The following is a 23,374-nucleotide window of genomic DNA, read 5'->3' as shown; positions in this document are numbered from 1 at the left end:
CCAGGGCTTGTCCCAGAGTGAAGGGCAGATTGCCCACGTGTTACTCACCCGTTCGCCACTAATCCACCCCGAAGGGCTTCATCGTTCGACTTGCATGTGTTAAGCACGCCGCCAGCGTTCGTCCTGAGCCAGGATCAAACTCTCCATGAATGTTTACCCGTAATCGGGTCGAACACCACAAGAGCGGGACAACCGGTCGGAATAAGACCAGTCATCCACAGCGTCCTCGCTGTGTCATTTGCCTGCCCGCCACATGGGCCGACAGGACTTTCAAAGGAACCTCAACCCACCGAAATGGGCCGGGGTTGTCAATCTGGCGTTGACTTTTGGCACGCTGTTGAGTTCTCAAGGAACGGACGCTTCCTTCGTACTCACCCTCACGGGCTTTCCTCCGGGCGCTTCCCTTCGGTCTTGCGTTTCCAACCCTACCAGACTCTTTTTCCGTTCCGTTTCCGGTGAGGAATTCGATTCCAGTGGCCGTTGGAAGGCCTTCGTCTTTCGACTGACCCGACTTTATCAGAAGCAATTCGGTCGAGCTAATCGACCTTGCAATCTGGATTCACATCGGAAGGCTCTGCGGAAATTACATTTCCGTTGAGAGCGAGAGAGACACTAGCGGTCGCACTGAAACTTGTCCAGTTCCAGGCAACCGTTTGAATCTACCTCCCCACTCATGCCGTGTCAACGGTTTTGTGGGCGGAGAGGAGACTAGCAGGTCAGAAGGGGTGCTTGCACATCAGGCGGCAGCCGGGAGTTCGGCGCTGCGGTCGGCTGCGTCCAGGTCGCCCGTGTAACCCTCTCGGGCTGCTCGGCCGCCCAGGATGTAGACGTACGCCAGAAAGGCCAGCTCAGCAGCGATACCGATGGCGATACGCGCCCAGGTCGGCAGGCCCGAAGGCGTGACGAAGCCTTCGATCACCCCGGACACGAACAGGACAAGCGCGAGGCCGATGGCCATGCCGATCGCCGCGCGGCCCTGTTGGGCGAGGGCTGTACGGCGGGATTGAGGGCCCGGGTCGATGACCGTCCAGCCGAGGCGCAGGCCCGTGCCCGCGGCGACGAAGACCGCCGTCAGTTCCAGCAGGCCGTGCGGGAGGACAAGGCCGAGGAAGGTGTCGAGGCGGCCCGCCGACGACATGAGGCCGATGCCGACGCCCAGGTTCAGCACATTGAGGAAGAGGATCCAGATCACCGGAACGCACAGGAACGCGCCCAGCGTCAGGCACATGGCCGCGGCCTGGGCGTTGTTCGTCCAGACCTGGGCGGCGAAGGAGGCCGCGGGGTGGCTGGAGTAGTACGTCTCGTACTCGCCACCCGGACGTGTGAGCTGGCGGAGTTCGTCCGGGGCGGCGATCGTCGCCTGGACTTCGGGGTGCGTGCCGATCCACCAGCCGATGATCGCGGCGAGGACCGTGGAGAGGACGGCGGTGGGTATCCACCAGTGCCGTGAGCGGTAGACGGCCGCGGGGAAACCGGCGGTGAGGAAGCGGACCGCGTCGCGCCAGGTGGCTCGGCGCGTGCCGGTCACGGTGGAGCGGGCGCGAGCGACGAGCTGGGTGAGCCTGCCCGTCAGCATCGGGTCCGGGGCGCTGGACTGGATGAGGGAGAGATGGGTCGCCGTGCGCTGGTAGAGGGCGACCAGTTCGTCGGCCTCGGCGCCGGTCAGGTGGCGTCCCCGGCGCAGGAGGTGGTCCAGGCGGTCCCACTCGGCACGGTGGGCGGTCACGAAGACGTCGAGGTCCATGGTCGGCTGCTGCTCCAGGCAATGGTTGCGTACGGTCCGTACTACTGCGGCGCGCTGCGGGTCAGCTTGGCAGACTGAGGAATCAAGGGGCGGGGAAGGTCGATGGCGAAGGGCGGGCAACAGTGAGTGCGCTTGTGACAGGGGATGCGGTCGTACTGGGGCTGCGGCCGGCGAAACTGCCGAGCCGGGCACTCGCTGTCGCGATCGATCTTGTGGTCGTGTTCGCCGTCTATCTCATGGTGTCGATCGGGCTCGCGGTGGCGACGGCCTCGCTGGACGAGGCGGCGGTGATGGCCGTGTCGATCGCGACGTTTCTGCTCGTACTGGTCGGGGCGCCGATAGCCGTGGAGACGCTGAGTCATGGGCGCTCGCTGGGGAAGCTCGCCTGTGGGCTGCGGGTGGTGCGTGACGACGGAGGGCCGATCCGCTTCCGGCACGCGCTGGTGCGCGGGGCGATGGGGGTGGTGGAGATCCTGATGTCGTTCGGGGTCATCGCCTGTATCGCCTCGCTGGTGTCGGCCAGGGGGCGGCGGATCGGGGATGTGTTCGCGGGCACGCTGGTAATAAGGGAGCGGGTGCCTGCCTCGCGGGGGATGGTGATGCCGCCTCCGCCGCCGTGGCTGGTGGGGCGATTCTCCGAGCTGGATCTGTCGGCGGTGCCGGACGATCTGTGGCTGGCGATACGTCAGTACCTGACGCGGATGAGGCAGCTGGACCCGGCCGTGAAGTGGTCGATGGCGGTGCGGCTGGCCGGCGATCTCGTGGCGTGCACGGGGGCTCCGGCGCCGGAGGGGGTGCCGCCGGCGGCGTTCCTGGCGGCCGTGGTGAACGAGCGGCAGGCGCGCGATGCGCGGCGTGCTTTCCGGGCGGGGGCGAATACGCGGGCAGCAGCCGGTGGCAGCTCCCAGGGGGCGGGGCTGCCGGGTGCGGTCGGTCCGGACGCGATCGCGGCGGGCGCTGCGGCGGCAGAGGCGGCGCTCTCCGGCCGGGTGGGCGCCGGGACTCTGGGGTTTGCGGCACCGGGCGCGGTGGGGTCGGCGCCTGCCGCCGAGCGGGACGCGACTGCAGGAGCTGGTTGGGCGGCTGGGCCGCTTGGGGTGACAAGCGCGGGCGAACCGGCGCCGGGGCCGTCGTCCCGTGCTGCGGCAGAGGCCCCGCAGCCGCGACCGCAGGGCACGGGGTTCGCGCCGCCTGCGTAGGTCGCCGGGCCCATAGACACAGTCCCCCTTCCCGCGCAGGCCGCCGCCGTCAGGGGAAGACCGAGGGCGGGCTCGCCAGGTCTTCGAGTTCGATGCCGGGGGCTGCGAGCACCACGTCCCCGGCGATGTGAACGACGTGCTGTTCCCCCGTGTCCAGGGCGCTGACCTGGTATTCGTCCACGGTCAGGAGGCCATTGTCAGTGGCATGCGCTTCACTCTTCATCAGGGCCCAGGACTGATCGAGTGTGCGGGGGGCGAGGACAGGATCCGTGAAGGCGACGAGGCGTACGCGCGTCGCCGGGGAGTCGGGGGTGAGGCGCAGGAGACGTGCGGTGGCGACGAGGAAAGCGGGGGAACTGCCGGTGAAGGCATGGGCGCGGACGTTGCCTTCGGTGGCATGAGTGCCGGTGGGGTCGGTACGGACCCAGGTGACGCCGTCGATGGCGGCACCGCGGACCTGCCAGCTCCCGGCGTGAAGTTCGAGACGGATGGGACGGCCGAGTTCGTCGAGGGCGAGATCGACGGAGCCGGCGTGGTCGCCCGAGGGGGTGGTGATCTGGGAGACGTAACGCCAGCCGGAGGGGCCGGGGGCGCATTGGAAGTGTTCGTCGCCGAGGGAGGTGTGATCGTGCGGATCGTGGAGCGAATAGCGGCCGCGGGGCATGGGGGCGTAGGTGTCCTTGTGCGGTGAGGCTCGTGCGGTGGAGCCGGAGCCGTTCGGGGAGCGTATGGGGCAGGCCCCCGACACGGGGGTGCGGGGGCCTGCCTGGTACCGCTGGTGCCTGACGCCGAGGGCTGCCGAGGTATGTCAGCAGCCGATCACGGGCGCTGACCAATCAGAAGCACTGACCGATCAGCAGCGGCCGATCAGTAGCGGTAGTGGTCGGACTTGTACGGGCCGTCGACCTCGACGCCGATGTAGGAGGCCTGCTCAGGGCGGAGCGTCGTCAGCTTGACGCCGAGCGCGTCCAGGTGGAGCCGGGCGACCTTCTCGTCGAGGTGCTTGGGCAGCACGTAGACGTCGGTCGGGTACTCCTCGGGCTTGGTGAACAGCTCGATCTGGGCCAGCGTCTGGTCCGCGAAGCTGTTGGACATCACGAACGAGGGGTGACCGGTCGCGTTGCCCAGGTTCAGCAGGCGGCCCTCGGACAGCACGATCAGCACCTTGCCGTCCGCGAAGGTCCAGGTGTGCACCTGGGGCTTGACCTCGTCCTTGACGATGCCCGGGATCTGCGCCAGGCCGGCCATGTCGATCTCGTTGTCGAAGTGGCCGATGTTGCCCACGATCGCCTGGTGCTTCATCTTGGCCATGTCCGCGGCCATGATGATGTCCTTGTTGCCAGTGGTCGTGACGAAGATGTCGGCCTTGTCGACGACCTCGTCGAGCGTGGCGACCTGGTAGCCGTCCATGGCCGCCTGCAGCGCGCAGATCGGGTCGATCTCCGTGACGATCACCCGGGCGCCCTGCCCGCGCAGCGACTCCGCGCAGCCCTTGCCCACGTCGCCGTACCCGCACACGACGGCGGTCTTGCCGCCGATCAGGACGTCGGTGGCGCGGTTGATGCCGTCGATCAGGGAGTGGCGGCAGCCGTACTTGTTGTCGAACTTCGACTTGGTGACGGCGTCGTTGACGTTGATCGCCGGGAACAGGAGGTTGCCGTCACGGTGCATCTCGTACAGGCGGTGCACGCCGGTCGTGGTCTCCTCGGTGACGCCGCGGATCTCCGACGCCAGCTGGGTCCACTTCTGCGGGGACTCGCCGATGGTGCGGTTCAGCACGGTGAGGACGTGGAAGTACTCATCGCTGTCCGCGGTCGAGGGGTCCGGGGCCGCGCCCGCCTTCTCGAACTCCACGCCCTTGTGGACGAGGAGGGTGGCGTCGCCACCGTCGTCGAGGATCATGTTCGGGCCGGCGGTGGGGGTGTTCGGCCAGGTCAGCGCCTGCTCCGTGCACCACCAGTACTCTTCGAGCGTCTCGCCCTTCCAGGCGAAGACCGGGATGCCCTGGGGGGCCTCCGGGGTGCCGTTCGGGCCGATCGCGACGGCCGCGGCCGCGTGGTCCTGGGTGGAGAAGATGTTGCACGACGCCCAGCGGACCTCGGCGCCGAGGGCGACCAGGGTCTCGATCAGTACGGCGGTCTGCACGGTCATGTGCAGGGAGCCGGTGATGCGGGCACCCGCCAGCGGCCGGCTGGCGGCGTACTCCTTGCGGATCGACATCAGGCCGGGCATTTCGTGCTCGGCGAGAGTGATCTCCTTGCGGCCGAAAGCGGCGAGGGAAAGGTCGGCGACCTTGAAGTCCTGGCCAGTGGCGACAGTCGACATGCGAGCTGCTCCTCGTGGTGTGGGTCGAGGGTGTGGGTACGGCTGGCTCTGCGGCGGCGGACACAGGAATGCCCGGGCGCTCGCATTGCAGTCCGTCGGAGGCCCTCTCTCCCTCGGCCGGTCCCGGCTAGGGGACCGCCCGACCGCCATCAGCAGCGACGTCTGACTCTGGTCACGAATCTACACCGATCGACGCGGCGTACCCCAGCCCGCCCGGGGCCGGGATCCGGTCACATCGCTTTCTCACCGAGCCGATCGTCGGGTCCGCGCGGTCCCACGAGGCTCAGTGGGCGGCGTCCGGGGTGGGGCCGCCGGGGGACTTGGCCGGGTTGATGCCCGCCGCGGCGGCGGACTCGCTGTAGATGTCGGGCTCCAGGTAGATCACGCGCGCGATGGGTACGGCGGCGCGGATACGGTCCTCGGCGGCGTTGATCGCGTTGGCGACCTGGGCGGCCGTGTCGTCGTGCTGTACCGCGATCTTCGCGGCGACCAGCAGTTCCTCCGGGCCGAGGTGGAGCGTACGCATGTGGATGATGCCGGTGACGCCTTCACCGTCCACGGCCGCCGCCTTGATCTTCTCGATGTCGTCGATGCCCGCGGCCTCGCCCAGCAGCAGCGACTTCGTCTCGGCCGCCAGGACGAGCGCGATCACGATCAGCAGGATGCCGATGCAGAGCGTGCCGATGCCGTCCCAGACGCCGTTGCCCGTGGCCAGGGCGATGCCGACGCCGCCGAGCGCCAGGACCAGACCGACCAGCGCGCCCAGGTCCTCGAGCAGGACGACGGGCAGTTCCGGGGCCTTCGCCCGGCGGACGAACTCCGTCCAGGAGAGCGCGCCGCGCGTCTCGTTGGACTCCTTGATGGCCGTACGGAAGGAGAAGGACTCGGCGATGATCGCGAAGATGAGTACGCCGACCGGCCAGTACCAGGCCTCGATCTCGTGCGGGTGCTTGATCTTCTCGTAGCCCTCGTAGATCGCGAACATGCCGCCGACCGAGAAGAGCACGATGGAGACGAGGAAGGCGTAGATGTAGCGCTCGCGCCCGTAGCCGAAGGGGTGCTGCGGGGTGGCCTCGCGCTGGGCCTTCTTGCCGCCGAGCAGCAGGAGGCCCTGGTTTCCGGAGTCGGCGACCGAGTGAACGGATTCGGCGAGCATCGATGACGAGCCACTGAAGAGGAACGCCACGAACTTCGCCACCGCGATCGCGAGGTTGGCGGCAAGTGCCGCCACGATCGCCCTTGTTCCGCCTGAAGCGCTCATCTGTTCCTGCAGTCCCTTCGTATGCCCCGTGCCGTACGCCGCGCGCCGTACGCCGTTTCGGGCTTTGCCCGTCCTTTACGGTGCGCCATTGTTGCAGCCCGGGGCCGCGAGGGCGCGTCAGGCCATCACGGTGGCGCGGAAGACCGTGCCGACTCCGGACACTTCGGACTTTTCGCCCGCCGGCGCGAAGGCGGACTGCCCCGGGGAGAGGGCGAGTTCACCGGCGCGGACCGTGCCCGCTGTGCAGAGCAGGATCTGCGGGGTGCGGGTCGTCAGATCGCGGGGCGCGGCTCCGGGCGCGAGGACGAAGCGGGAGAGCCGGAACTCGTCGATCGGCGTTTCGTAGACCTCCTCGCCCTCGGGCGAGGCCTCGGGGCGCAGGACGCCCGGGTCGCCCGCCTCGAAGCGCACGACACGCAGCAGCTCAGGGACGTCCACGTGCTTCGGCGTCAGTCCGCAGCGCAGCACGTTGTCGGAGTTGGCCATGATCTCCACGCCGAGGCCTTCGATGTAGGCGTGAGGGACTCCGGCGCCGAGGAACAGGGCCTCGCCGGGCTGCAGTTGGACATGGTTGAGCAGCATGGCGGCGATCACGCCCGGGTCCCCGGGGAAGTGGTGTGCGACGGCTGCGTACGGGGCGTAGTCGCCGCCGAGCTCCTCGCAGGCGGCAGCGGCTTCGGTGACGGTGGCAGCCATCTCGTCGGGGTCGGCGCTCAGCACCGCGGTCAGGACCTCGCGCAGTGCGGCCTCCTCCGGGTGGGCGTGCAGGAGGTCGACGTACGGCTTGAGCGAGTCCACGTCGAGACCGGCGAGCACGTCGGCGGCTTCTAGGGGCGGGCGGAAACCGCACAGGCCCTCGAAGGGGGTGAGCGCGCAGATCAGTTCGGGCTTGTGGTTGGCGTCCTTGTAATTGCGGTGCGGGGCGTCGATCGGGACGCCCCCGCTCTCCTCGGCGGCGTAACCCTCCTTGGCCTGGGCGAGGTTCGGGTGGACCTGGAGGGAGAGGGGGGCGCCGGCCGCGAGGATCTTGAGCAGGAAGGGCAGACGGGGGCCGAACTTCTCGACGGCCGCGGCGCCCAGTTCGCGTACGGGGTCGGCGGCGATGAGCTCCGAGAGCGGCCGCTCCTCGTGGTCACGGGTGACGCGCGAGGGCGCTCCGGGATGGGCGCCCATCCACATCTCGGCCTGAGGCTCGCCGGTGGGGGCGATGCCGAGCAGCTCCGGGATGGCGGTCGTGGATCCCCAGGCGTAGGGGCGCACGGTGTTGGAGAGGCGGTCCATGGTCTGTGTTCCCGGTTCTCGTGGTGACGTCTTACGCGTGGTGAACGGCTACGCGGGACGCTTGCGCGTGGTGACGGCTGCGGCGTGGCGCTGTCGTGTCGCTGCTGCGGCGCGACGGTTACGCGTTGGCGCCGTTGGCGCCGTTGCCCGCCAGGGCCAGGTAGACGGCGGCGAAGTCGGTGATCGCGAGGAGTTCGGCGATCGACTCCAGCTCGGTGCCGTCCTCCGGCTCCAGCTCGCTGATCGGGGTGTCGTGGCTGAGCGCGAGCTCGCGGGCTGCCGGGGCTGCGGTGAGGCCGCCGATGGGGCGGTCCCGCAGCAGTACGACCCGGGCGCGCAGGGCCTGCGGCTCGTCGACACGGTCGCGGAAGAAGTCCTCAGGGTCGGCGCCCAGGGCGAAGTCGCCCACGAGGAGCCCACCGTGCGAGGGGAGCGCCTCGGGCAGCTCGGCGACGAGGGCGGGGCAGCCGGCCAGCTCGGCCAGTTCAGCGGCGAAGCGGCGGCCGGCGGGGCCGGCGCCCACGCCCTCCGTCCAGATCAGCGGAAGGCTGTCGGCGAGTTCCGCGGCGAGGGTCTTCGCCGGATTGCTGTACGTGGCGATGGCCGGGCCGCAGCGTTCGGCGGTCTTGTCCAGGCGGTCGGCCACCTTCGCCAGGGTCTCCTGGGACGCCTCGAGCAGGCCGACCCTGTCGAGGAGGGCCAGGAGCGGGGTGAACAGCGCCCACAGGGCGCCCGGGCTCGCGGCCTGCGTCTCCTCGTACAACTCGTGCGGCGCCTTGGCCATCGGGACGACCATGCCGTGCGTGCCGTCGACGGCCTCCGCGAGCGGGGAGCCCTGCGGGGCCACGGCGACGACGGTGGAACCGCGGCGGTACGCCTGCTCGGCGAGGAGCGCGAGGCCGGGTTCGCTGCCGTCGGTGGTCGCGATGAGCAGCAGGTCCAGGGAGCCCGCCCAGCCCGGGAGCGACCAGCGCAGGGCGCCGGCGGCGGGTGCGACGCCGGTGGGGTGCAGACGGGTGACAGGGGCGGAGGCGCCGGCCAGAGCGCCGATCAGATCCGCCACTCCGGTGGCGGCGTGGCCGGGGCCGGCGACGAGGACGTGGCGGGGGCGGCCCTCGGGCGTCAGCTCGGCGATACCCGCCTCGGCGGCGTGCCGGGCCGCGGTGCGTACACGCGCCCCGGCCTCGGCTGCGCCACGGAGCAGTCCGCGGCGATCGGCGCGGGCGAGGGCTTCCGGGGCGTCGAGGAGTGACTCGTCGAGCATGGGATGGGGCCTCCGATCGCCGTGCGGTTGTGGGTCAGGCGGGGCGGCGTGCCTCGTCGACGAGGAGGACGGGGATTCCGTCCCGTACGGGATAGGCCAGGCCGCAGTCCTTGCCGGTGCAGATCAGCTCGGGGGTCTCGGCTGCGGAGCTGTCGCTGAGGGGGGCGTGGCAGGCGGGGCAGGCGAGGATCTCGAGAAGGCCGGCTTCGAGCGGCATGTGCGGGGGTGTCCCTTCGGGTGGGGCGGCGCGGTCGCTTGCGTGCGGGTCGCTTGCGGGTCGCGGGGTGCGGCCGCGGGTCGGACGGGCGGCCGCGGGTCTGCGGATCGGCCACGTCAGCCTACCGCTGGGGGGAGGGGTGCGGCGCGTTCTGGGGGTACGGGGGGCGGTTCTCCCCACACCCGCCCCTTCCCGAAACCGGGGCGAGCCCCGGGCCCCTGGGGCGGCACCTTCGCGCCGCCGGGACGCAGGCGGCCGGGTGAGCCGTGGGCTTACGCCACGGGGAGGGTGGGCAGCGGCACCGGGGGTGAGCCGCAGGGCGGGCGGCCTGCGGGCCCGGCGGCCGCCCGGGCCGGGCCGGTCTGGGGCCCCTCGCGCTGCGGGCGGGGGCGCCCCTCCCTCGGCGGAACGGATCGGAAGACCGGGACCTGGCCGAGGCGCGGGCGTATGCCGCAGACGCGCGCCTGGTCCGGACAGGCCGCAGACCGCAGAGCCACATACGGCCGCTTCACGCCGTGGGCGGGTCACGCTCCCTCGCCGGGGCGGGCCAAGCGGCGTCCGTACGCCGCAGACGTGAGCCTGCTCCGGGCAGGCCGCAGACCCACATACGGCCACACTTCACGCGGGGCTGCCGCTCCTCAGCAGAAGGGACCAGAAGACCGGGGGCCAGGCCGGGGTGCGGCCGTGCGCCGCAGACGCGAGCCCAGTCCGGCTTCACGTCGTGGATGGGCGCCCCTCCCTAGGCGGAAGGGACCAGACCGGCCGACGGGGCTCAGCCGAGCGGCGGGCAGCCGATCGCACCGCAACGCCACGGACGGGCCGCCCCGGGGGCGCCACTCCGTGGGCTGCGAGCTGCCGCTCACTCGGCGGAACGGACCGCCGCAAAGGCGGGCCTGGTTCGGGCGGGCAGCCGCCCGGACCGCAGATACCCGACAGCCGCTTCGCGCCATGGGCGGGGCACCGTTAAAGACCGGGCGGCGGGGCACAGCCGCCGCGCCGCAGCACCGCCGACGACCGCTTCACGCCGTCGGCGGGCGGGCCGCGAACGCCGCGCCGCCCCCGCCGGGTCTCACGCCCCCCGGACCAGCCCCAGCACCTCGTCCCTCACCTTTGCCATCGTCTGGTCGTCCCGTGCCTCCACGTTCAGCCGCAGCAGCGGTTCCGTGTTCGACGGGCGGAGGTTGAACCACCAGTCCTCCGTCGAGACCGTCAGGCCGTCCAGCTCGTCGATCGTCACGTCGTCGCGCGACCCGTACGCCGCCTTCACCGCCGCCGTGCGGCCCGCCTGGTCGTCGACCGTGGAGTTGATCTCGCCCGAGCCCCTGTAGCGGTCGAACTGCGCGACCAGCTCCGACAGCGGGCCCTCCTGCGAGCCCAGTGCCGCCAGGACGTGGAGGGCCGCCAGCATGCCCGTGTCCGCGTTCCAGAAGTCGCGGAAGTAGTAGTGCGCGGAGTGCTCGCCGCCGAAGATCGCTCCCGTACGGGCCATCTCCTCCTTGATGAAGGAGTGGCCGACCCGCGTGCGCTGCGGCGTTCCGCCGTTCTCGCGGACGACCTCCGGGACCGACCACGACGTGATCAGGTTGTGGATCACCGTGCCGCCGGGGTGCTTCGCCAGTTCGCGTGCCGCGACCAGTGCCGTGATCGCCGACGGCGAGATGCCCTCGCCGCGCTCGTCGACGACGAAGCAGCGGTCCGCGTCCCCGTCGAAGGCGAGGCCCAGGTCCGCGCCCTCGGACCGGACGCGGGCCTGCAGGTCGACGATGTTCGCCGGGTCCAGTGGGTTCGCCTCGTGGTTGGGGAAGGTGCCGTCGAGCTCGAAGTACATCGGTACGAGGGTGACAGGCAGGGCGTCGAAGACCGTGGGGACCGTGTGGCCGCCCATGCCGTTGCCCGCGTCCACGACCACCTTGAGCGGGCGCATCGCGGACAGGTCCACCAGCGAGAGCAGATGCGCCGCGTAGTCGGTGAGCGTGTCGCGCTCGGTCACCTTGCCCAGCTCTGCCACCGGCTCCGGCGCGCCCTGTTCGGACCAGGACTCGACCAGTCGGCGGATGTCCGTCAGGCCCGTGTCCTGGCCGACCGGCGCGGCGCCCGCGCGGCACATCTTGATGCCGTTGTACTGCGCCGGGTTGTGCGAGGCCGTGAACATCGCACCCGGCAGCCCGAAGTGCCCCGAAGCGAAGTACAGCTGGTCGGTCGAGCAGAGCCCGATCAGTGTGACGTCCGCTCCCCTGGCCGCAGCCCCCCGCGCGAACGCACCCGAGAGCCCCGGCGACGACGGCCGCATGTCATGGCCGACGACGATCGCTTCCGCGCCCGTCACCTGGACGAAGGCCGCCCCGAACAGTTCGGCCAGCGCCTCGTCCCACTGATCCGGCACCACCCCGCGGACGTCGTACGCCTTCACGATCTGCGACAGATCAGCAGTCACGGGCCCAACCCTCCTGAAAGTCCCTGAAGTCTCTGCGGTCACCTCAAAGCCTCAACGTACCCGCACAGGCTGGGGGAGAGTTCAGCCCAGTGCCGCGTGCGCACGGGACGGGAGCCGAAAAGGCTCGCTCAGGAGTCGGGGGAACGCAGCACCCGCAGATGGCCGCGGCGCGCGACCTCCCTCGGATCCGCCGTCCGGCGGCCGTTCTGCGCGCCCGCCTCGGCCGTACGCCCCTGGGGGCGCGCCGCTTCCCGTACCGCATTGGCGAGCGCTTCGAGATCGTCGCCGCTGGGGCGGGCGGGGGCGGAGCCGTCGGTGAGCCGCACGACCTCCCAGCCGCGCGGGGCGGTCAGGCGCTCACTGTGCTCGGCGCACAGGTCGTAGCAGTGGGGCTCGGCATAGGTGGCGAGCGGGCCGAGGACCGCGGTCGAATCGGCATAGACGTACGTCAGTGTCGCGACGGCGGGGCGGCCGCACGCGGTGCGCGAACAGCGACGTACAGGGCTCACGACGTTGGACGGTACCGCACTCTTGAGCGGGCTGCGACGACTCTCCACCAGGTCACTCCACCGTGTCGTGGTGTGACACCCGACATATCGGCTCCCCGAGCAACTGGCCTGACCTGCACGGAAAGAGAAGCTCACGCGCAGCCACCGCTGGTGATCCGGTCATGACTTGGCGTAAATGAGGTCAATCACGATGAGATCCGCGATCGCGAGGAGATATTCAATCGGACGCAAGCTTGGCCGGAATGTTCAATTAGCGACAGGCTTTCGACCCGGCGCGCGCACGCGATCGCCGCGCGCCCCGGAGAGCTACGCTGCGTCAGTGATGGACAGTCCCGTACCGCCCCGCCCGACCGAGCCGGGGCCGCGCCGTCGCGACCGCCACGGCCGCGGCATGCGAGGGCCGGTCGCCCCTCCTCAGGTACCCCTGGCCGCGAGCCGTGCCGAGTCCTTCCGTGACCTCGTGCAGGACTCGGTGGAGCGGCTGGAACGGCGCTGGCCGCAGCTGGCCGACGTCGACTTTCTCGTGCTGGATGTGCCGGGCGCGCCGGAGGATTCCGTGCCGCTGGGCAGCTCGGCCCCCGCGGACAAGGGACACCCGGCACGGATCGTGGTCTACCGGCGGCCCGTCGAGATCCGTACGAAGAACCGCGACGAGCGGGCCCTGCTGGTGCACGAGGTGGTCGTGGAGCAGGTGGCGGAGCTGCTGGGTCTGTCGCCGGAGTCGGTGGACCCGCGGTACGGGCAGGACTGACGGGCCTCAGCCCTCTCAGCCCTCCTGGCCCCTCAGTCGTCCAGAACCGACAGGTCCTGCTCCGCCTCCGGCACCGCCACCATCCCCCGGTCGTCCGGCAGCGTCTGCACGGTGAACATCGGGATCCCGTCCTTCGGCAGCGCCAGCGTGCGCGACGCGTGCACCGGGCCGCCCGAGACCGTCTCTACAGTCAGCGCGTACGAGCCCTTCAGCCCGGCGGGCACCGGCGGGACGACCGCGAGGGTCGTGCCCGCCTTGACCTTGTACGTCTTGACGACCTGGGTACCGCCCTCGGTGCCCGCCGAAGCGGTGACCTTGACCTCGGCTGCCGCGCCCGGGGCGGTCAGCGAGAGCGTCGAGCCCTTGGCGCGGTTGTCGGCGACGCTCGCCCGCTCCCCCACCGGCGCGGCCGCCGGAATGAAGGCGACCTCCTGCTTGTCGCCCTTGCCGCGTACGACGCGCAGCGCCGCCACCACAGGGGTCGCCCGGCCGCTCTGGGACGGGCTGAGGATCAGGGACCCGGCCTCGCCCTTGGTCACGTCCTGAAGGTCCACGCTCGCGGTCATGCCCGACTTGATGTGCAGCGTCTCGTGTCCGGCCGGGACGATCTTCCCGCCCGGGCCCGCGAGTTGCACCGTGAGGTCGGCGTCGTCCTCGCCGGGCGCGAAGGCCACCAGGCGTACCGAGGTGGCGTCCGCGGGGATGCCGGGCAGCACGGCGGTGCCGGACGGGTCGGCCGAAGCGGTGAGCCAGTCGCTGCCCGCCCTGTCGTCGGCGACGCGCAGCACGGCGCCCACGCGGCCCGTACGGGTGGTGACATGGACGGTCAGATCGGCGGCCGGGTCGGAGGTCAGGGTGGACAGCAGGACGGGGACGCTCGACCCGGCCGGGACCGGGATGCCTTCGGTCAGCGTGGTCTTGAGCGCACCGTCCTTGCCGAACAGCTCGATGTCGGCGACGGCCGGGGTGTCGTCCGGGTTGGTGAGGTGGACGTAGTCGTGGCGTTCCTTGGCCGTGGACGCGCCCGGGAACCAGAAGTCGGTGTCGGGCCCGGTGCAGCTGACGCCGAGCAGGCCGCGCGCGTCGCCCGCGGTCTCCGTGGTGGTCTGCTGGGCGCTCCAGCCGGGCGCGAGGCGGCCAGTGGCGGTGCCCACGAGCGCGGGGGCCTCGCCGCCGCTCGCCTTGGCGGCGACGGGCTTGCCGGGCTCCTTCAGCGCGAGGACCGCCTTGTCGGGCGTCGGCTTCTTCGCGTCCTTGGCCCCCTTCGCGCCCTTCGCCGCGTCGCCCTTCTTGGTCTTGTCCTTGGCCGGGGCGGCGTCCGTCTCGGCCAGTACGGCGGCGGACGGCTTCAGTTCGGCCGTGCCGTCCTTGGCCGTGCCGTCCTTCGCCGCGCCCTCCTTGGCGTCACCGCTCTTGCCCGCCGGCGTGAACGAGGTGTACGCGGTCTCGGCGAGCTCGGAGGTGCTGGGCGCGGGACACAGCAGGCTGGAGCGTTCCACGGGCAGCCGCGCCGGGGCCTGCGCCTCGGTCTCGGCGCCGCTGCTGGGCGCGGTGAGCGCGGCCAGGCCGGTGATCGCGGCGAGTGCGGTGGCGGTCGCGAGCAGGGAGATGGTTGTGCGGTTCACTCTGACTCGCCTCGCGTCGCGTTGCCGGTGGTGCCGTTCGTGCCGTTCGGGCCGGGCTGCTGGTCACTCTCGCCGCCGTAGGCGTAGGGGTCGTACTGCTGCCCCTCCTGGTACTGCCCTTCGGCGTAGCCCGTGTTCTGGTACGGGTCCTGGTACTGATCGGCCTGGTACGGCTGTTGCTGGTACTGCTCACCGCCGTACTGCTGCTCGCCGCCGTACTGAGCGCCCTGGTACTGGTCGTTGCCGTACGGGGCGGTGTATCCGCCGTCCGCGTACGACTGCGCGTCCCACTCGCCGTACTGCTGCTGCTGAGGCACAGCCGCGTACGGCGCCTGCTCGTCGAAGGACCGCGGTTCCTCGAAGGACTGCGGCTCGTACGCCTGTTGCCCGTGCTGCGCGAAGGCGTCCTGGCCGGCGGGGAGTTGGGCGTACGGATCCGCTTCGGTCTCCTCCTGCGAGGACTCCGCCTCCGCCTGGGCGCGCAGCCTGCGTGCCCTGCGTCCTTCGCCCTCCACCGCCTGCGCGGGTACGGCGATCTCCTCCTCGGGCAGATCGTCGTCGATCTCCCGGCGCCTGCCCGGCAGCGCGAGCACCAGCAGCACCAGCGCGAGCGCGCCCTGCGCCCAGATCCAGCCCGTGTGCGTGACGGGGTCGTCGTAGGACAGGTCGAGCCGGCCGCCCTCGGCGGGGAGTTCGAAGCCCTGGGCCCAGCCGTCGACGACCGTCTTGTTCAGTACGCGTCCGTCGAGGGTGGCCTGCCAGCCCTCGTCCGCGCGGTCCGCGATGCGCAGCACCCGGCCCGCCGCCCCCGAGGGGATCTTGGCGTGGGCCCCGACGGCGTCGGACGCGACGGGCAGCGGGTCGCCCTTGCCGCTGACGATGGTGGCCCGCGCGACCTGGCGGTCGACGCGCCACAGTGCGCTGCCGTCGAGCTGGCTGAGCCGGCTCAAGCCGGGCGTCGCGTCGAGGACGCGGCCGGTCTGGCGTGGTGCTCCGTCGCGTACGAGGACGTAACGGATGGCGAAGCCGCTCAGCTCGCTGGTCTGGTCGGCGCCAGAGCCCGCCACCAGGTTTGCGACGATATTGTCGAGCCGGGCGTCGCTGCCGCCCGCCCGCGCCAGTTCCGCGTCGCCGAGGCGCCCGCCGGAGCCGCGTACGAGGCTGTACGAGACCTTGGCGGCGGATGTTCCGCCGAGGACGAGGGTGCGCGGCTGGTCGCGGGTGTCGCTCTCCTCGGCCACGAAGGCGGGGACCTGGACGGGGTCGCGCCGCTCCAGCGGGTGTGCGGCCCCGCCGATCATCCAGTTGAACGCGGCGAGCAGGGGCGCGATACCCGCGGCGAGTGCGATGAGGGCCGCGACCGGCTGGCGCCAGCCGAAGTTCTGGGCGGCGACGCGGGTACGGCCGCCTTCCGCGCCCAGGACGGCGGCGGCCAGCAGGGCGATGCCGTAGACGAGGGTGGCAGGCCCGGCCCAGCCGCTGCCGTTGGCGATCACCGCGAAGATCAGTCCGGTCAGCGCGACGGCCCAGGAGGCCCGGATCGCGAACTGCCGCTCGCCGCGCAGCAGGGCGGCCAGCGCCGCGAGCACGATGCCGATGAGCAAGATCCCGCCCGCGGCTTTGGGGCCGCCGGGGCTGATGCCGAGAAGGTCGAGGGCGGAGGCCGATCCGGTGCCGAATTCGAGCCCCGCTTCGCGGAGGAAGGCCGACGGCCCTGTCAGCAGGGTGAGCGACCAGGGCGCCAGGACGAGCAGCGGGGTGCCGACGGCGGCGAGGAAGCGCAGCCCGTACGCCGTGATGTCGTCGCGGCGCAGTACGAGTACGGCGATGCCCAGGACGAGCGCGAGCGTCCACACGATGGGGGTGAACGCCATCGCGAGGGTGAGCAGGAGCGCGTAGGCCCAGGTGGCGCGCCAGCTGCCGCGCCCGCTGCCGCTGATGCGCAGTCCGTGGGCCGCGACGCCCGCGCGGGCGATGAGCGGCAGCAGGATCGCGAGGACCGCGGTGCCCACGCGTCCGGTCGCCAGTGCGCCGGTGGCGGCGGGCAGGAAGGCATACGCGATGCTCGCCCAGGCCCGCAGCAGCCGGGATTCGACGATGGGGCGCGAGGCGAAGTACGCGCTGAGTCCGGCGAGCGGGACCGAGCAGACGAGCAGCACGGTCAGGGCGAAGCCCGTGGAGCCGAGGAAGAGGGTGGACAGGGCCGCGAGCACCGCGAGGTAGGGGGGCGCGGTCTGGGTGCCGCCGGTGCCGAGGGGGTGCCAGTTGTCCGCGTAGCGGGACCAGAGGTCGGAGACATCGGAGGGCGCGGGCAGCAGGGCGCCGCCCGCGAGAGATCCGCCCCCGAACAGGTCGCGGCAGGCGATGACGGAGACGAGCAGCAACAGGGCGAAGAGGACAGGAGCGGGCTTGCGGGCGATCTTCTTCAGGCGCGCGAACTGCTCGATCTCCAGGAAGTCGGCGTCGTCGCCGCCGGGTCCTGATTCGACGGCGCCGTGGCGTGAGCCGCCGGAGTCGGCGTCGGAGCCGCCGCCGAGGTGGCCGGCGACCTGTTCGACGGTGGCGCGGACGGTCGCGCCGGGCGGCGGGAAGAGGGGGCGCAGTTCGCCTGCTTCCACCGAACCGCCCTGCCTGGCTCTTCTGCGGCGTCCGGCGATGATCCGTTCGGGCCGCAGCAGGGTGCCGAAGAGTCCCATGACCTCGTCGACGGCCTGGCCGGGCACCTTGCCGACGAGGTAGGCGAGGGTGCGCAGCAGGGTGCCGAAGACGATGCGCAGCAGGACATAGGGGAGGGCGACGGTGCGTGCGTTCGTCAGCAGGGTGTAGACGGCGCCGGCCTTGTCGACGCGGTGCGGGCTGGCGACGGAGCGGCCCGCGCAGTCGACGGTCCGTCGCTCGCGGGCGGCGGCTTCGGCGTGCCGCATGACGGCGTCGGGTGCGATGAGGACGCGGTGACCGGCGGCGTGGGCGCGCCAGCACAGGTCGACGTCGTCGCGCATGAGGGGCAGTCGCCGGTCGAAGCCGCCGAGCTGTTCGAAGACGTCGCGGCGGATGAGCATGCCGGCGGAGGAGACGGACAGGACGGTGCGGATCTGGTCGTGCTGTCCCTGGTCCTGCTCGCGGCGGTCGAGTCCGGTCCAGCGGCGTCCGCTGTTGGCGATGGAGACGCCTGCTTCGAGCAGTTGCTTGCGGTCGTACCAGCCGCGGAGTTTGGGGCCGATGATCGCGGCGTGTTCGTCGGAGTCGGCCACGCGCAGGAGTTCGGCCAGGGCGTCGGGGGCCGGCGCGCAGTCGTCGTGGAGCAGCCACAGCCACTGGACGGGTTCCCCGTAGGGGAGTTCGGGCATGTCGTACGCGTCGTCGCGCCAGGTCCTGCTGACGGGGTCCCAACCGCTGGGCCGCTTCAGGTAGGGCAGGTCGTCGGGGGTGAGGACGCCCGCGGTGCGGGCGGCTTCCTCGACGGCGGTGCCGAATCCGGTGCGGCGTGCCAGGTGCAGTACGCGTTCGGCGCCGAGTGCCTCGGTGATCAGCCGCGCGGAGTCGTCGGCGCTGCCGGTGTCGGCGGCGATGACGTTCTGTACGGGGCGTTCCTGGCCGATGAGTCCGGCGAGGGCGTCGGGAAGCCAGCGCGCGCCGTCGTGGGAGACGAGCACGGCGGTGACGACATGCCGCGGGAACTCTGGCGGATGCTCTGGTGCGAACGCGGCTGTGGTGGCGGACATTGAGGTACGGGCCCTCCGGCCGGGGGGTCGCCCCGTAGGGGCGTTGGAGCGTCTCGGACGGGGCCCCACACTAACGGTATGAAAAAGCGCTGTGGCGCGAAGCGCCTCGGTGGGGGGTGGTGGTCGGGCGACGGGTGGGACAGAGCGGTCCGCCGACTGCTGAGACTGCGCAGTCGGCGGACCGTGGTTTACGTACTGACTTGTGGTGTTCTGTCGGGCTTCGGTGGAGGTCTGGGCGTTGGTCTCGGTCTCGGGTATCCGCGCGGTGTTCAGACGGCGGCCTTCTTGAGCCGGCGGCGTTCACGCTCGGACAGGCCGCCCCAGATACCGAATCGCTCGTCGTTGGCGAGGGCGTACTCGAGGCATTCGGAGCGGACCTCGCAGGCGAGGCAGACCTTCTTGGCCTCGCGGGTGGAGCCGCCCTTCTCGGGGAAGAAGGACTCGGGATCGGTCTGGGCGCACAACGCGCGCTCCTGCCAGCCGAGTTCCTCGTCCGCGTCCTCGACCAGCAGTTGTTCGAACAGCTCGGTCATGTGCGCCCCTCGTCTGTTTTTGCGTCCCCGTGGTGTTGCCGTTATCGATTTCGGCCGAACGACACGAGTGAAATTACAAGTGCGGTGCTCCGGGCCAGTCAAGCCGAGATCTGCTATTGGGCCCGGTATTCACTCTGCGGAACCAAAGCTATGCGGAAAGTGTGCAAATCACCAAAAACCTGGCACTTGCCGGCGGCGCCTGCCCGCGACCCCCTCTCACGGGAGAGGACGCCACAGGGTTCGATCATGTTGCGATCCAGCCATTTAAGCGATCCGGATCACAGTCCGATCACGGGACCCGTAGTGGTGTTTGCGAGCGCGGTTGCTGCGCCATGTCTCCCGGGTCGCGAGTGCACAAACCTTTCTCCGGGCGGAGTAACCGGATGAGGTGAAACATTGCCACCAAATCGGGCATTGGGTTGACAAGCAAAGAACCCACACGTCACCTTTGATCCCATGCCAGCAACCTCAGCGCACCTCGCGACCCCGCTCCGTGGGTTCCGCAGCGCTGTCCAGGCCCGCTGTTGCTGTTCCAGCTGTTGATGCGCCCGTAGCGCTCCGGCTTCTTCTCCGCATGTAGCTCAGCCCGCATGTCCTGCGACCCCCTGCACTTCTCTGCCGAGGAACCACCGCACCCATGAACAGCGACAGCGACCTCCAGATCGCCGGCGACATCCTCGCCGTACAGCACCTTCTCCAGCCCGCCCGGGAGCACCCGGCCACCGTCGCCGACTTCGTCGGTCTTGCCCGCTCCATCGCCGACGACCGCGCGCAGTGGGCCCATCTCGTCGAGTACGACACCACGACCCGCTGGTACCACCGGCTGCGTACCGGCCCCGGCTACGAGGTGTGGCTGCTGTCCTGGGTCCCCGGTCAGGGCAGCGGACTGCACGACCACGGCCCGTCCTCCGGCGTGCTGACCGTCCTCGACGGCGAGCTCACCGAGCACACCGAGCAGACGTCCCGCCCGCTGGCCGCGGGCGCGCAGCGGGTGTTCGCGCCCGGATATGTGCACGAGGTGGTCAATGACTCGCTCGAGCCTGCCGTCAGCCTGCACGTCTACTACCCGGGCCTGACCGATATGCCGATGCACGGCTCCCAGTGCTCCCCGGCCGACCGGGATGCCGTACCCGCCTGACAAACTGCTGTCCATGCGCATTGTGGTTCTGGCCGGCGGCATCGGCGGCGCCCGTTTCCTCCGCGGTCTGAAGCAGGCCGCGCCCGAGGCGGACGTCACGGTGATCGGCAACACCGGTGACGACATCCATCTGTTCGGGCTGAAGGTCTGCCCCGACCTCGACACCGTGATGTACACCCTCGGCGGTGGCATCAACGAAGAGCAGGGCTGGGGGCGTACGGACGAGAGCTTCCGGGTCAAGGAGGAGCTCGCGGCGTACGGCGTGGGCCCCGAGTGGTTCGGTCTCGGCGACCGTGACTTCGCCACGCACATCGTCCGTACGCAGATGCTCGCCGCGGGCTATCCGCTCAGCGCCGTCACCGAGGCGCTGTGCGCCCGCTGGAATCCGGGCGTGCGGCTGCTGCCGATGTCCGACGACCGCGTCGAGACGCATGTCGCCGTCGAGGTGGACGGCGAGAAGAAGGTCATCCACTTCCAGGAGTACTGGGTGAAGCTGCGGGCGTCCGTGGCCGCGGAGGCGGTCGTGCCCGTCGGCGCGGACCAGGCGAAGCCCGCGCCGGGCGTGCTCGAGGCGATCGCCGCGGCCGACGTCATCGTCTTCCCGCCGTCCAACCCCGTCGTCAGCGTCGGCACGATCCTGGCGGTGCCGGGGATCCGCGAGGCCATCGCCGAGGCGGGCGTTCCGGTGGTGGGCCTGTCCCCCATCGTCGGGGACGCGCCCGTGCGCGGGATGGCCGACAAGGTGCTCGCCGCGGTGGGCGTCGAGGCGACCGCCGCGGCCGTCGCCCGGCACTACGGCTCCGGACTGCTCGACGGCTGGCTCGTCGACACCGTCGACGCGGGCGCGGTGGCGGAGGTCGAGGAGGCGGGGATCCGCTGCCGGGCCGTGCCGCTGCTGATGACGGACACGGACGCGGCCGCCGAGATGGCGCGCCAGGCGCTGGCGCTCGCCGAGGAGGTACGGGCGTGAGCTCGCCGTCGTACCGCGTCTGGGCGCTGCCCGGTCTCGGCGAGGTACGGCCGGGCGACGACCTCGCCAAGCTGATCTCCGCGACCGAGCCGGGTCTCGTGGACGGCGATGTCCTGCTGGTCACGTCCAAGATCGTGAGCAAGGCGGAGGGGCGGGTCGTCGCGGCGGACGACCGCGAGTCCGCCATCGACGCGGAGACGGTACGGGTGGTGGCGCGCCGCGGCACCCTTCGCATCGTCGAGAACCGGCAGGGCCTGGTAATGGCCGCGGCCGGGGTCGATGCCTCCAACACCCCTGCCGGGACCGTGCTGTTGCTGCCCGCCGATCCCGACGCGTCGGCGCGGGCGATCCGCGGGGGGCTGCGGGAGACGCTCGGCGTGGACGTCGGCGTGATCGTCACGGACACGTTCGGGCGGCCCTGGCGCAACGGTCTGACCGATGTCGCGATCGGCGCGGCGGGCGTGCGGGTCCTGGACGATCTGCGCGGCGGCAGCGACGCGCACGGCAATCCGCTGAACGCGACCGTCGTCGCCACCGCGGACGAACTGGCCGCGGCGGGCGACCTGGTCAAGGGCAAGGCGGAGGGGCTGCCGGTCGCTGTGGTGAGGGGCCTGGCCCATCTGGTGGGCGGCGAGGACGGCGCACGCGCGATGGTGCGAGTTGCCGCGGACGACATGTTCCGGCTCGGGACGTCCGAGGCGGTACGGGAGGCGGTGACCCTGCGGCGTACAGTCCGCGAGTTCACCGACGAGCCGGTGGACGGGGGCGCGGTCCGGCGGGCCGTCGCCGCGGCCGTCACGGCACCCGCGCCGCACCACACGACGCCCTGGCGCTTCGTCCTGCTCGAATCTGCCTCGGCGCGCACGGAGTTGCTCGACGCGATGCGGGACGCGTGGATCGCAGACCTGCGGCGTGACGGCAAGTCTGAGGAGTCCATCGCGAAGCGGGTCCGCCGCGGCGAGGTGCTGCGACGCGCGCCGTATCTGGTGGTGCCGTGCCTGGTGATGGACGGCTCGCACCACTACGGCGACGAACGCAGGGACGCCGCCGAACGCGAGATGTTCGTGGTCGCGGCCGGCGCGGGGGTCCAGAACTTCCTGGTGGCGCTGGCGGGCGAGCGGCTCGGCTCGGCGTGGGTGTCGTCGACGATGTTCTGCCGCGAGGTCGTACGGGACGTGCTGGGGCTTCCGGAGGGGTGGGACCCGATGGGGGCGGTGGCGGTGGGACACGCGGCCGCACCGGCGAAGGAGCGGCCGGTGCGGGACGCGGGGGACTTCATCGAGGTGCGCTGAGTTTCTCCTGAGCGTCCGTCATGAACGTGCTGTGCGTAGAGCTCCGCCCTCGTCCTCGACCAGGCGGTACACACATCCGGCGGCCTTCTACAGGCTCGCGATGTCGCCGCGGGGCATCTTCGGGGTGCGGCGGGCCGGGGTGCGGCCGCTCAGGAGGATCAGGCGGGCGGCGCGGTGGCGCTGGCCCGCATAAGGGGCCAGGAGTTCGAGCATCGCCGCGTCGTCGGCGTGGCGGTCGCCCGCGAGCGCGTAGCCGACGATGCCCGGCAGGTGCAGATCGCCGACGGTCACCGCGTCGGGGGCGCCGTTGCTGCGCTGGATGGTTTCAGCGGAGGTCCAGGGGCCGATGCCGGGGATCAACTCCAGCCGTTCCTGGGCCTGTTGGGGCTCCATCGCCGCGGCCTCCTCCAGTCGGCGGGCGACGCGGACGGCGCGCAGGATCGTGGAGGCGCGCTTGTTGTCGACGCCCGCGCGGTGCCACTCCCAGGACGGGATCAGCGCCCAGGTGCGGGGGTCCGGCATGACATGCAGCCGGTCGTCCGGGCCCGGAGCGGGCTCGCCGTGCTTGCGGACGAGCAGCCGCCAGGCCCGGTACGCCTCGTCCGTCGTGACCTTCTGCTCCAGGATCGACGGGATCAGGGCTTCCAGAACGAGCGAGGTACGGGTCAGCCGCAGGCCCGGGCGGCGGTGCTGGGACACGGCGACGAGGCGGTGGCGGGGGGTGAAGGCGGCGGGATCGTCCCCTTCGCCGAGCATCGCGGGCAGCTGGTCGAGCAGCCACTCCGCGCCGGGTCCCCATGCCTCGGCCTCGGCGGTGCCGCTGTCCGCCCGCAGCGCGACCCTGAGCGTGCCGGGCCCGGCGGGCGTACGGCTGGCGCGCCAGACGGAGCCGTCGGGGGACGTACGGAAGGTGGGATCGGCGGGACCGCGACGCAGGGGCCCGAGGACGAGACCCAGGTCAAGGGGGCCGGGGGGTGTCCAGCGGCGGGTGCGGGAGGCGGTGACCTGGCGCGGGACGCCTTGGGGCAGGGGGGTGTGACCGCCGCGCACGGTCGTGCGGGTGGGTCGGTTCGGTGCGAAGCGTCCTGCCACGGTGTATGAGCGTACGG

Annotated in this window: 18 protein-coding genes and 1 rRNA gene (1 of these 19 only partly in view); 5 read left to right on the top strand and 14 right to left on the bottom strand. The window is 71.2% G+C overall.

Annotated elements, in window-relative coordinates:
- Positions 1–150 (bottom strand): 16S ribosomal RNA (locus tag OOK40_RS01530) (it extends 1,375 nt beyond the left edge of the window).
- 586 nt (positions 151–736) lie between these two features.
- A complete protein-coding gene (locus tag OOK40_RS01525) occupies positions 737–1,744 on the bottom strand; it encodes a stage II sporulation protein M (protein WP_266475904.1) in 1,008 nt (335 codons plus the stop codon).
- A gap of 122 nt (positions 1,745–1,866) precedes the next feature.
- On the opposite strand from OOK40_RS01525, the gene OOK40_RS01520 reads away from it, so the two are divergent.
- A complete protein-coding gene (locus OOK40_RS01520) occupies positions 1,867–2,943 on the top strand; it encodes an RDD family protein (protein ID WP_266475903.1) in 1,077 nt (358 codons plus the stop codon).
- A 49-nt stretch (positions 2,944–2,992) separates the two neighbouring features.
- On the opposite strand, the gene OOK40_RS01515 is transcribed toward OOK40_RS01520, so the two are convergent.
- The 8 genes from OOK40_RS01515 to OOK40_RS01480 form a co-directional block, all read right to left on the bottom strand.
- On the bottom strand, positions 2,993–3,607 hold the full coding sequence (locus OOK40_RS01515) for a hypothetical protein (protein WP_266475901.1): 615 nt from the start codon (positions 3,605–3,607) through the stop codon (positions 2,993–2,995).
- Positions 3,608–3,810: 203 nt separating this feature from the next.
- Positions 3,811–5,268 (bottom strand): adenosylhomocysteinase, encoded by a 1,458-nt coding sequence (ahcY, locus tag OOK40_RS01510; RefSeq protein WP_266475898.1) that lies wholly within the window; start codon positions 5,266–5,268, stop codon positions 3,811–3,813.
- A gap of 283 nt (positions 5,269–5,551) precedes the next feature.
- Entirely contained in the window at positions 5,552–6,529 is a 978-nt protein-coding gene (locus tag OOK40_RS01505) for a cation diffusion facilitator family transporter (RefSeq protein ID WP_266475896.1), read from the bottom strand.
- Between the two features lie 117 nt (positions 6,530–6,646).
- Entirely contained in the window at positions 6,647–7,810 is a 1,164-nt protein-coding gene (gene manA / locus OOK40_RS01500; RefSeq protein ID WP_266475895.1) for a mannose-6-phosphate isomerase, class I, read from the bottom strand.
- A gap of 118 nt (positions 7,811–7,928) precedes the next feature.
- Entirely contained in the window at positions 7,929–9,074 is a 1,146-nt protein-coding gene (locus OOK40_RS01495) for an SIS domain-containing protein (RefSeq protein ID WP_266475893.1), read from the bottom strand.
- 34 nt (positions 9,075–9,108) lie between these two features.
- Positions 9,109–9,291 carry a Trm112 family protein gene (locus OOK40_RS01490; protein WP_266475891.1) on the bottom strand — a complete coding sequence of 61 codons (183 nt, stop codon included), beginning with the start codon at positions 9,289–9,291 and terminating at the stop codon, positions 9,109–9,111.
- Between the two features lie 1,069 nt (positions 9,292–10,360).
- Entirely contained in the window at positions 10,361–11,725 is a 1,365-nt protein-coding gene (locus tag OOK40_RS01485) for a phosphomannomutase/phosphoglucomutase (protein ID WP_266475890.1), read from the bottom strand.
- A gap of 128 nt (positions 11,726–11,853) precedes the next feature.
- Positions 11,854–12,282, bottom strand: a complete 429-nt coding sequence (locus OOK40_RS01480; protein ID WP_266475888.1) for a DUF3499 domain-containing protein — start codon at positions 12,280–12,282, stop codon at positions 11,854–11,856.
- Positions 12,283–12,556: 274 nt separating this feature from the next.
- Between OOK40_RS01480 and OOK40_RS01475 the strand changes: the two genes are divergently transcribed.
- Positions 12,557–12,985, top strand: a complete 429-nt coding sequence (locus OOK40_RS01475) for a metallopeptidase family protein (protein WP_266478723.1) — start codon at positions 12,557–12,559, stop codon at positions 12,983–12,985.
- Between the two features lie 32 nt (positions 12,986–13,017).
- Here OOK40_RS01475 and OOK40_RS01470 read toward each other — a convergent pair whose 3' ends face one another.
- From OOK40_RS01470 to OOK40_RS01460, 3 genes are all read right to left on the bottom strand, one after another.
- The gene (locus OOK40_RS01470; protein WP_266475886.1) at positions 13,018–14,610 is read right to left on the bottom strand and encodes a DUF5719 family protein; all 1,593 of its coding nucleotides are present in this window, start codon (positions 14,608–14,610) and stop codon (positions 13,018–13,020) included.
- Entirely contained in the window at positions 14,607–18,332 is a 3,726-nt protein-coding gene (locus OOK40_RS01465; protein WP_266475884.1) for a glycosyltransferase, read from the bottom strand. Before OOK40_RS01465 ends, OOK40_RS01470 begins: the two co-directional genes overlap by 4 nt.
- Before the next feature lie 269 nt (positions 18,333–18,601).
- On the bottom strand, positions 18,602–18,865 hold the full coding sequence (locus OOK40_RS01460) for a WhiB family transcriptional regulator (RefSeq protein WP_023541320.1): 264 nt from the start codon (positions 18,863–18,865) through the stop codon (positions 18,602–18,604).
- 637 nt (positions 18,866–19,502) lie between these two features.
- Between OOK40_RS01460 and OOK40_RS01455 the strand changes: the two genes are divergently transcribed.
- Genes OOK40_RS01455 through OOK40_RS01445 form a run of 3 tightly spaced genes read left to right on the top strand, consistent with a single transcriptional unit; the run spans position 19,503 to position 22,265 of the window.
- On the top strand, positions 19,503–20,003 hold the full coding sequence (locus OOK40_RS01455) for a cysteine dioxygenase family protein (protein ID WP_266475877.1): 501 nt from the start codon (positions 19,503–19,505) through the stop codon (positions 20,001–20,003).
- 13 nt (positions 20,004–20,016) lie between these two features.
- The gene (cofD, locus tag OOK40_RS01450) at positions 20,017–20,973 is read left to right on the top strand and encodes a 2-phospho-L-lactate transferase (protein WP_266475876.1); all 957 of its coding nucleotides are present in this window, start codon (positions 20,017–20,019) and stop codon (positions 20,971–20,973) included.
- Entirely contained in the window at positions 20,970–22,265 is a 1,296-nt protein-coding gene (locus OOK40_RS01445; RefSeq protein ID WP_266475875.1) for a coenzyme F420-0:L-glutamate ligase, read from the top strand. Before cofD ends, OOK40_RS01445 begins: the two co-directional genes overlap by 4 nt.
- A gap of 87 nt (positions 22,266–22,352) precedes the next feature.
- On the opposite strand, the gene OOK40_RS01440 is transcribed toward OOK40_RS01445, so the two are convergent.
- A complete protein-coding gene (locus tag OOK40_RS01440; RefSeq protein WP_266475874.1) occupies positions 22,353–23,357 on the bottom strand; it encodes a DNA-3-methyladenine glycosylase in 1,005 nt (334 codons plus the stop codon).
- Between the last annotated feature and the right edge of the window lie 17 nt (positions 23,358–23,374).

The organism is Streptomyces sp. NBC_01481, from assembly GCF_026339995.1.
Lineage (GTDB): Bacteria > Actinomycetota > Actinomycetes > Streptomycetales > Streptomycetaceae > Streptomyces.
Note: the sequence above shows the minus strand (reverse complement) of the source record. Positions and strands in the feature narration are given on the sequence as shown.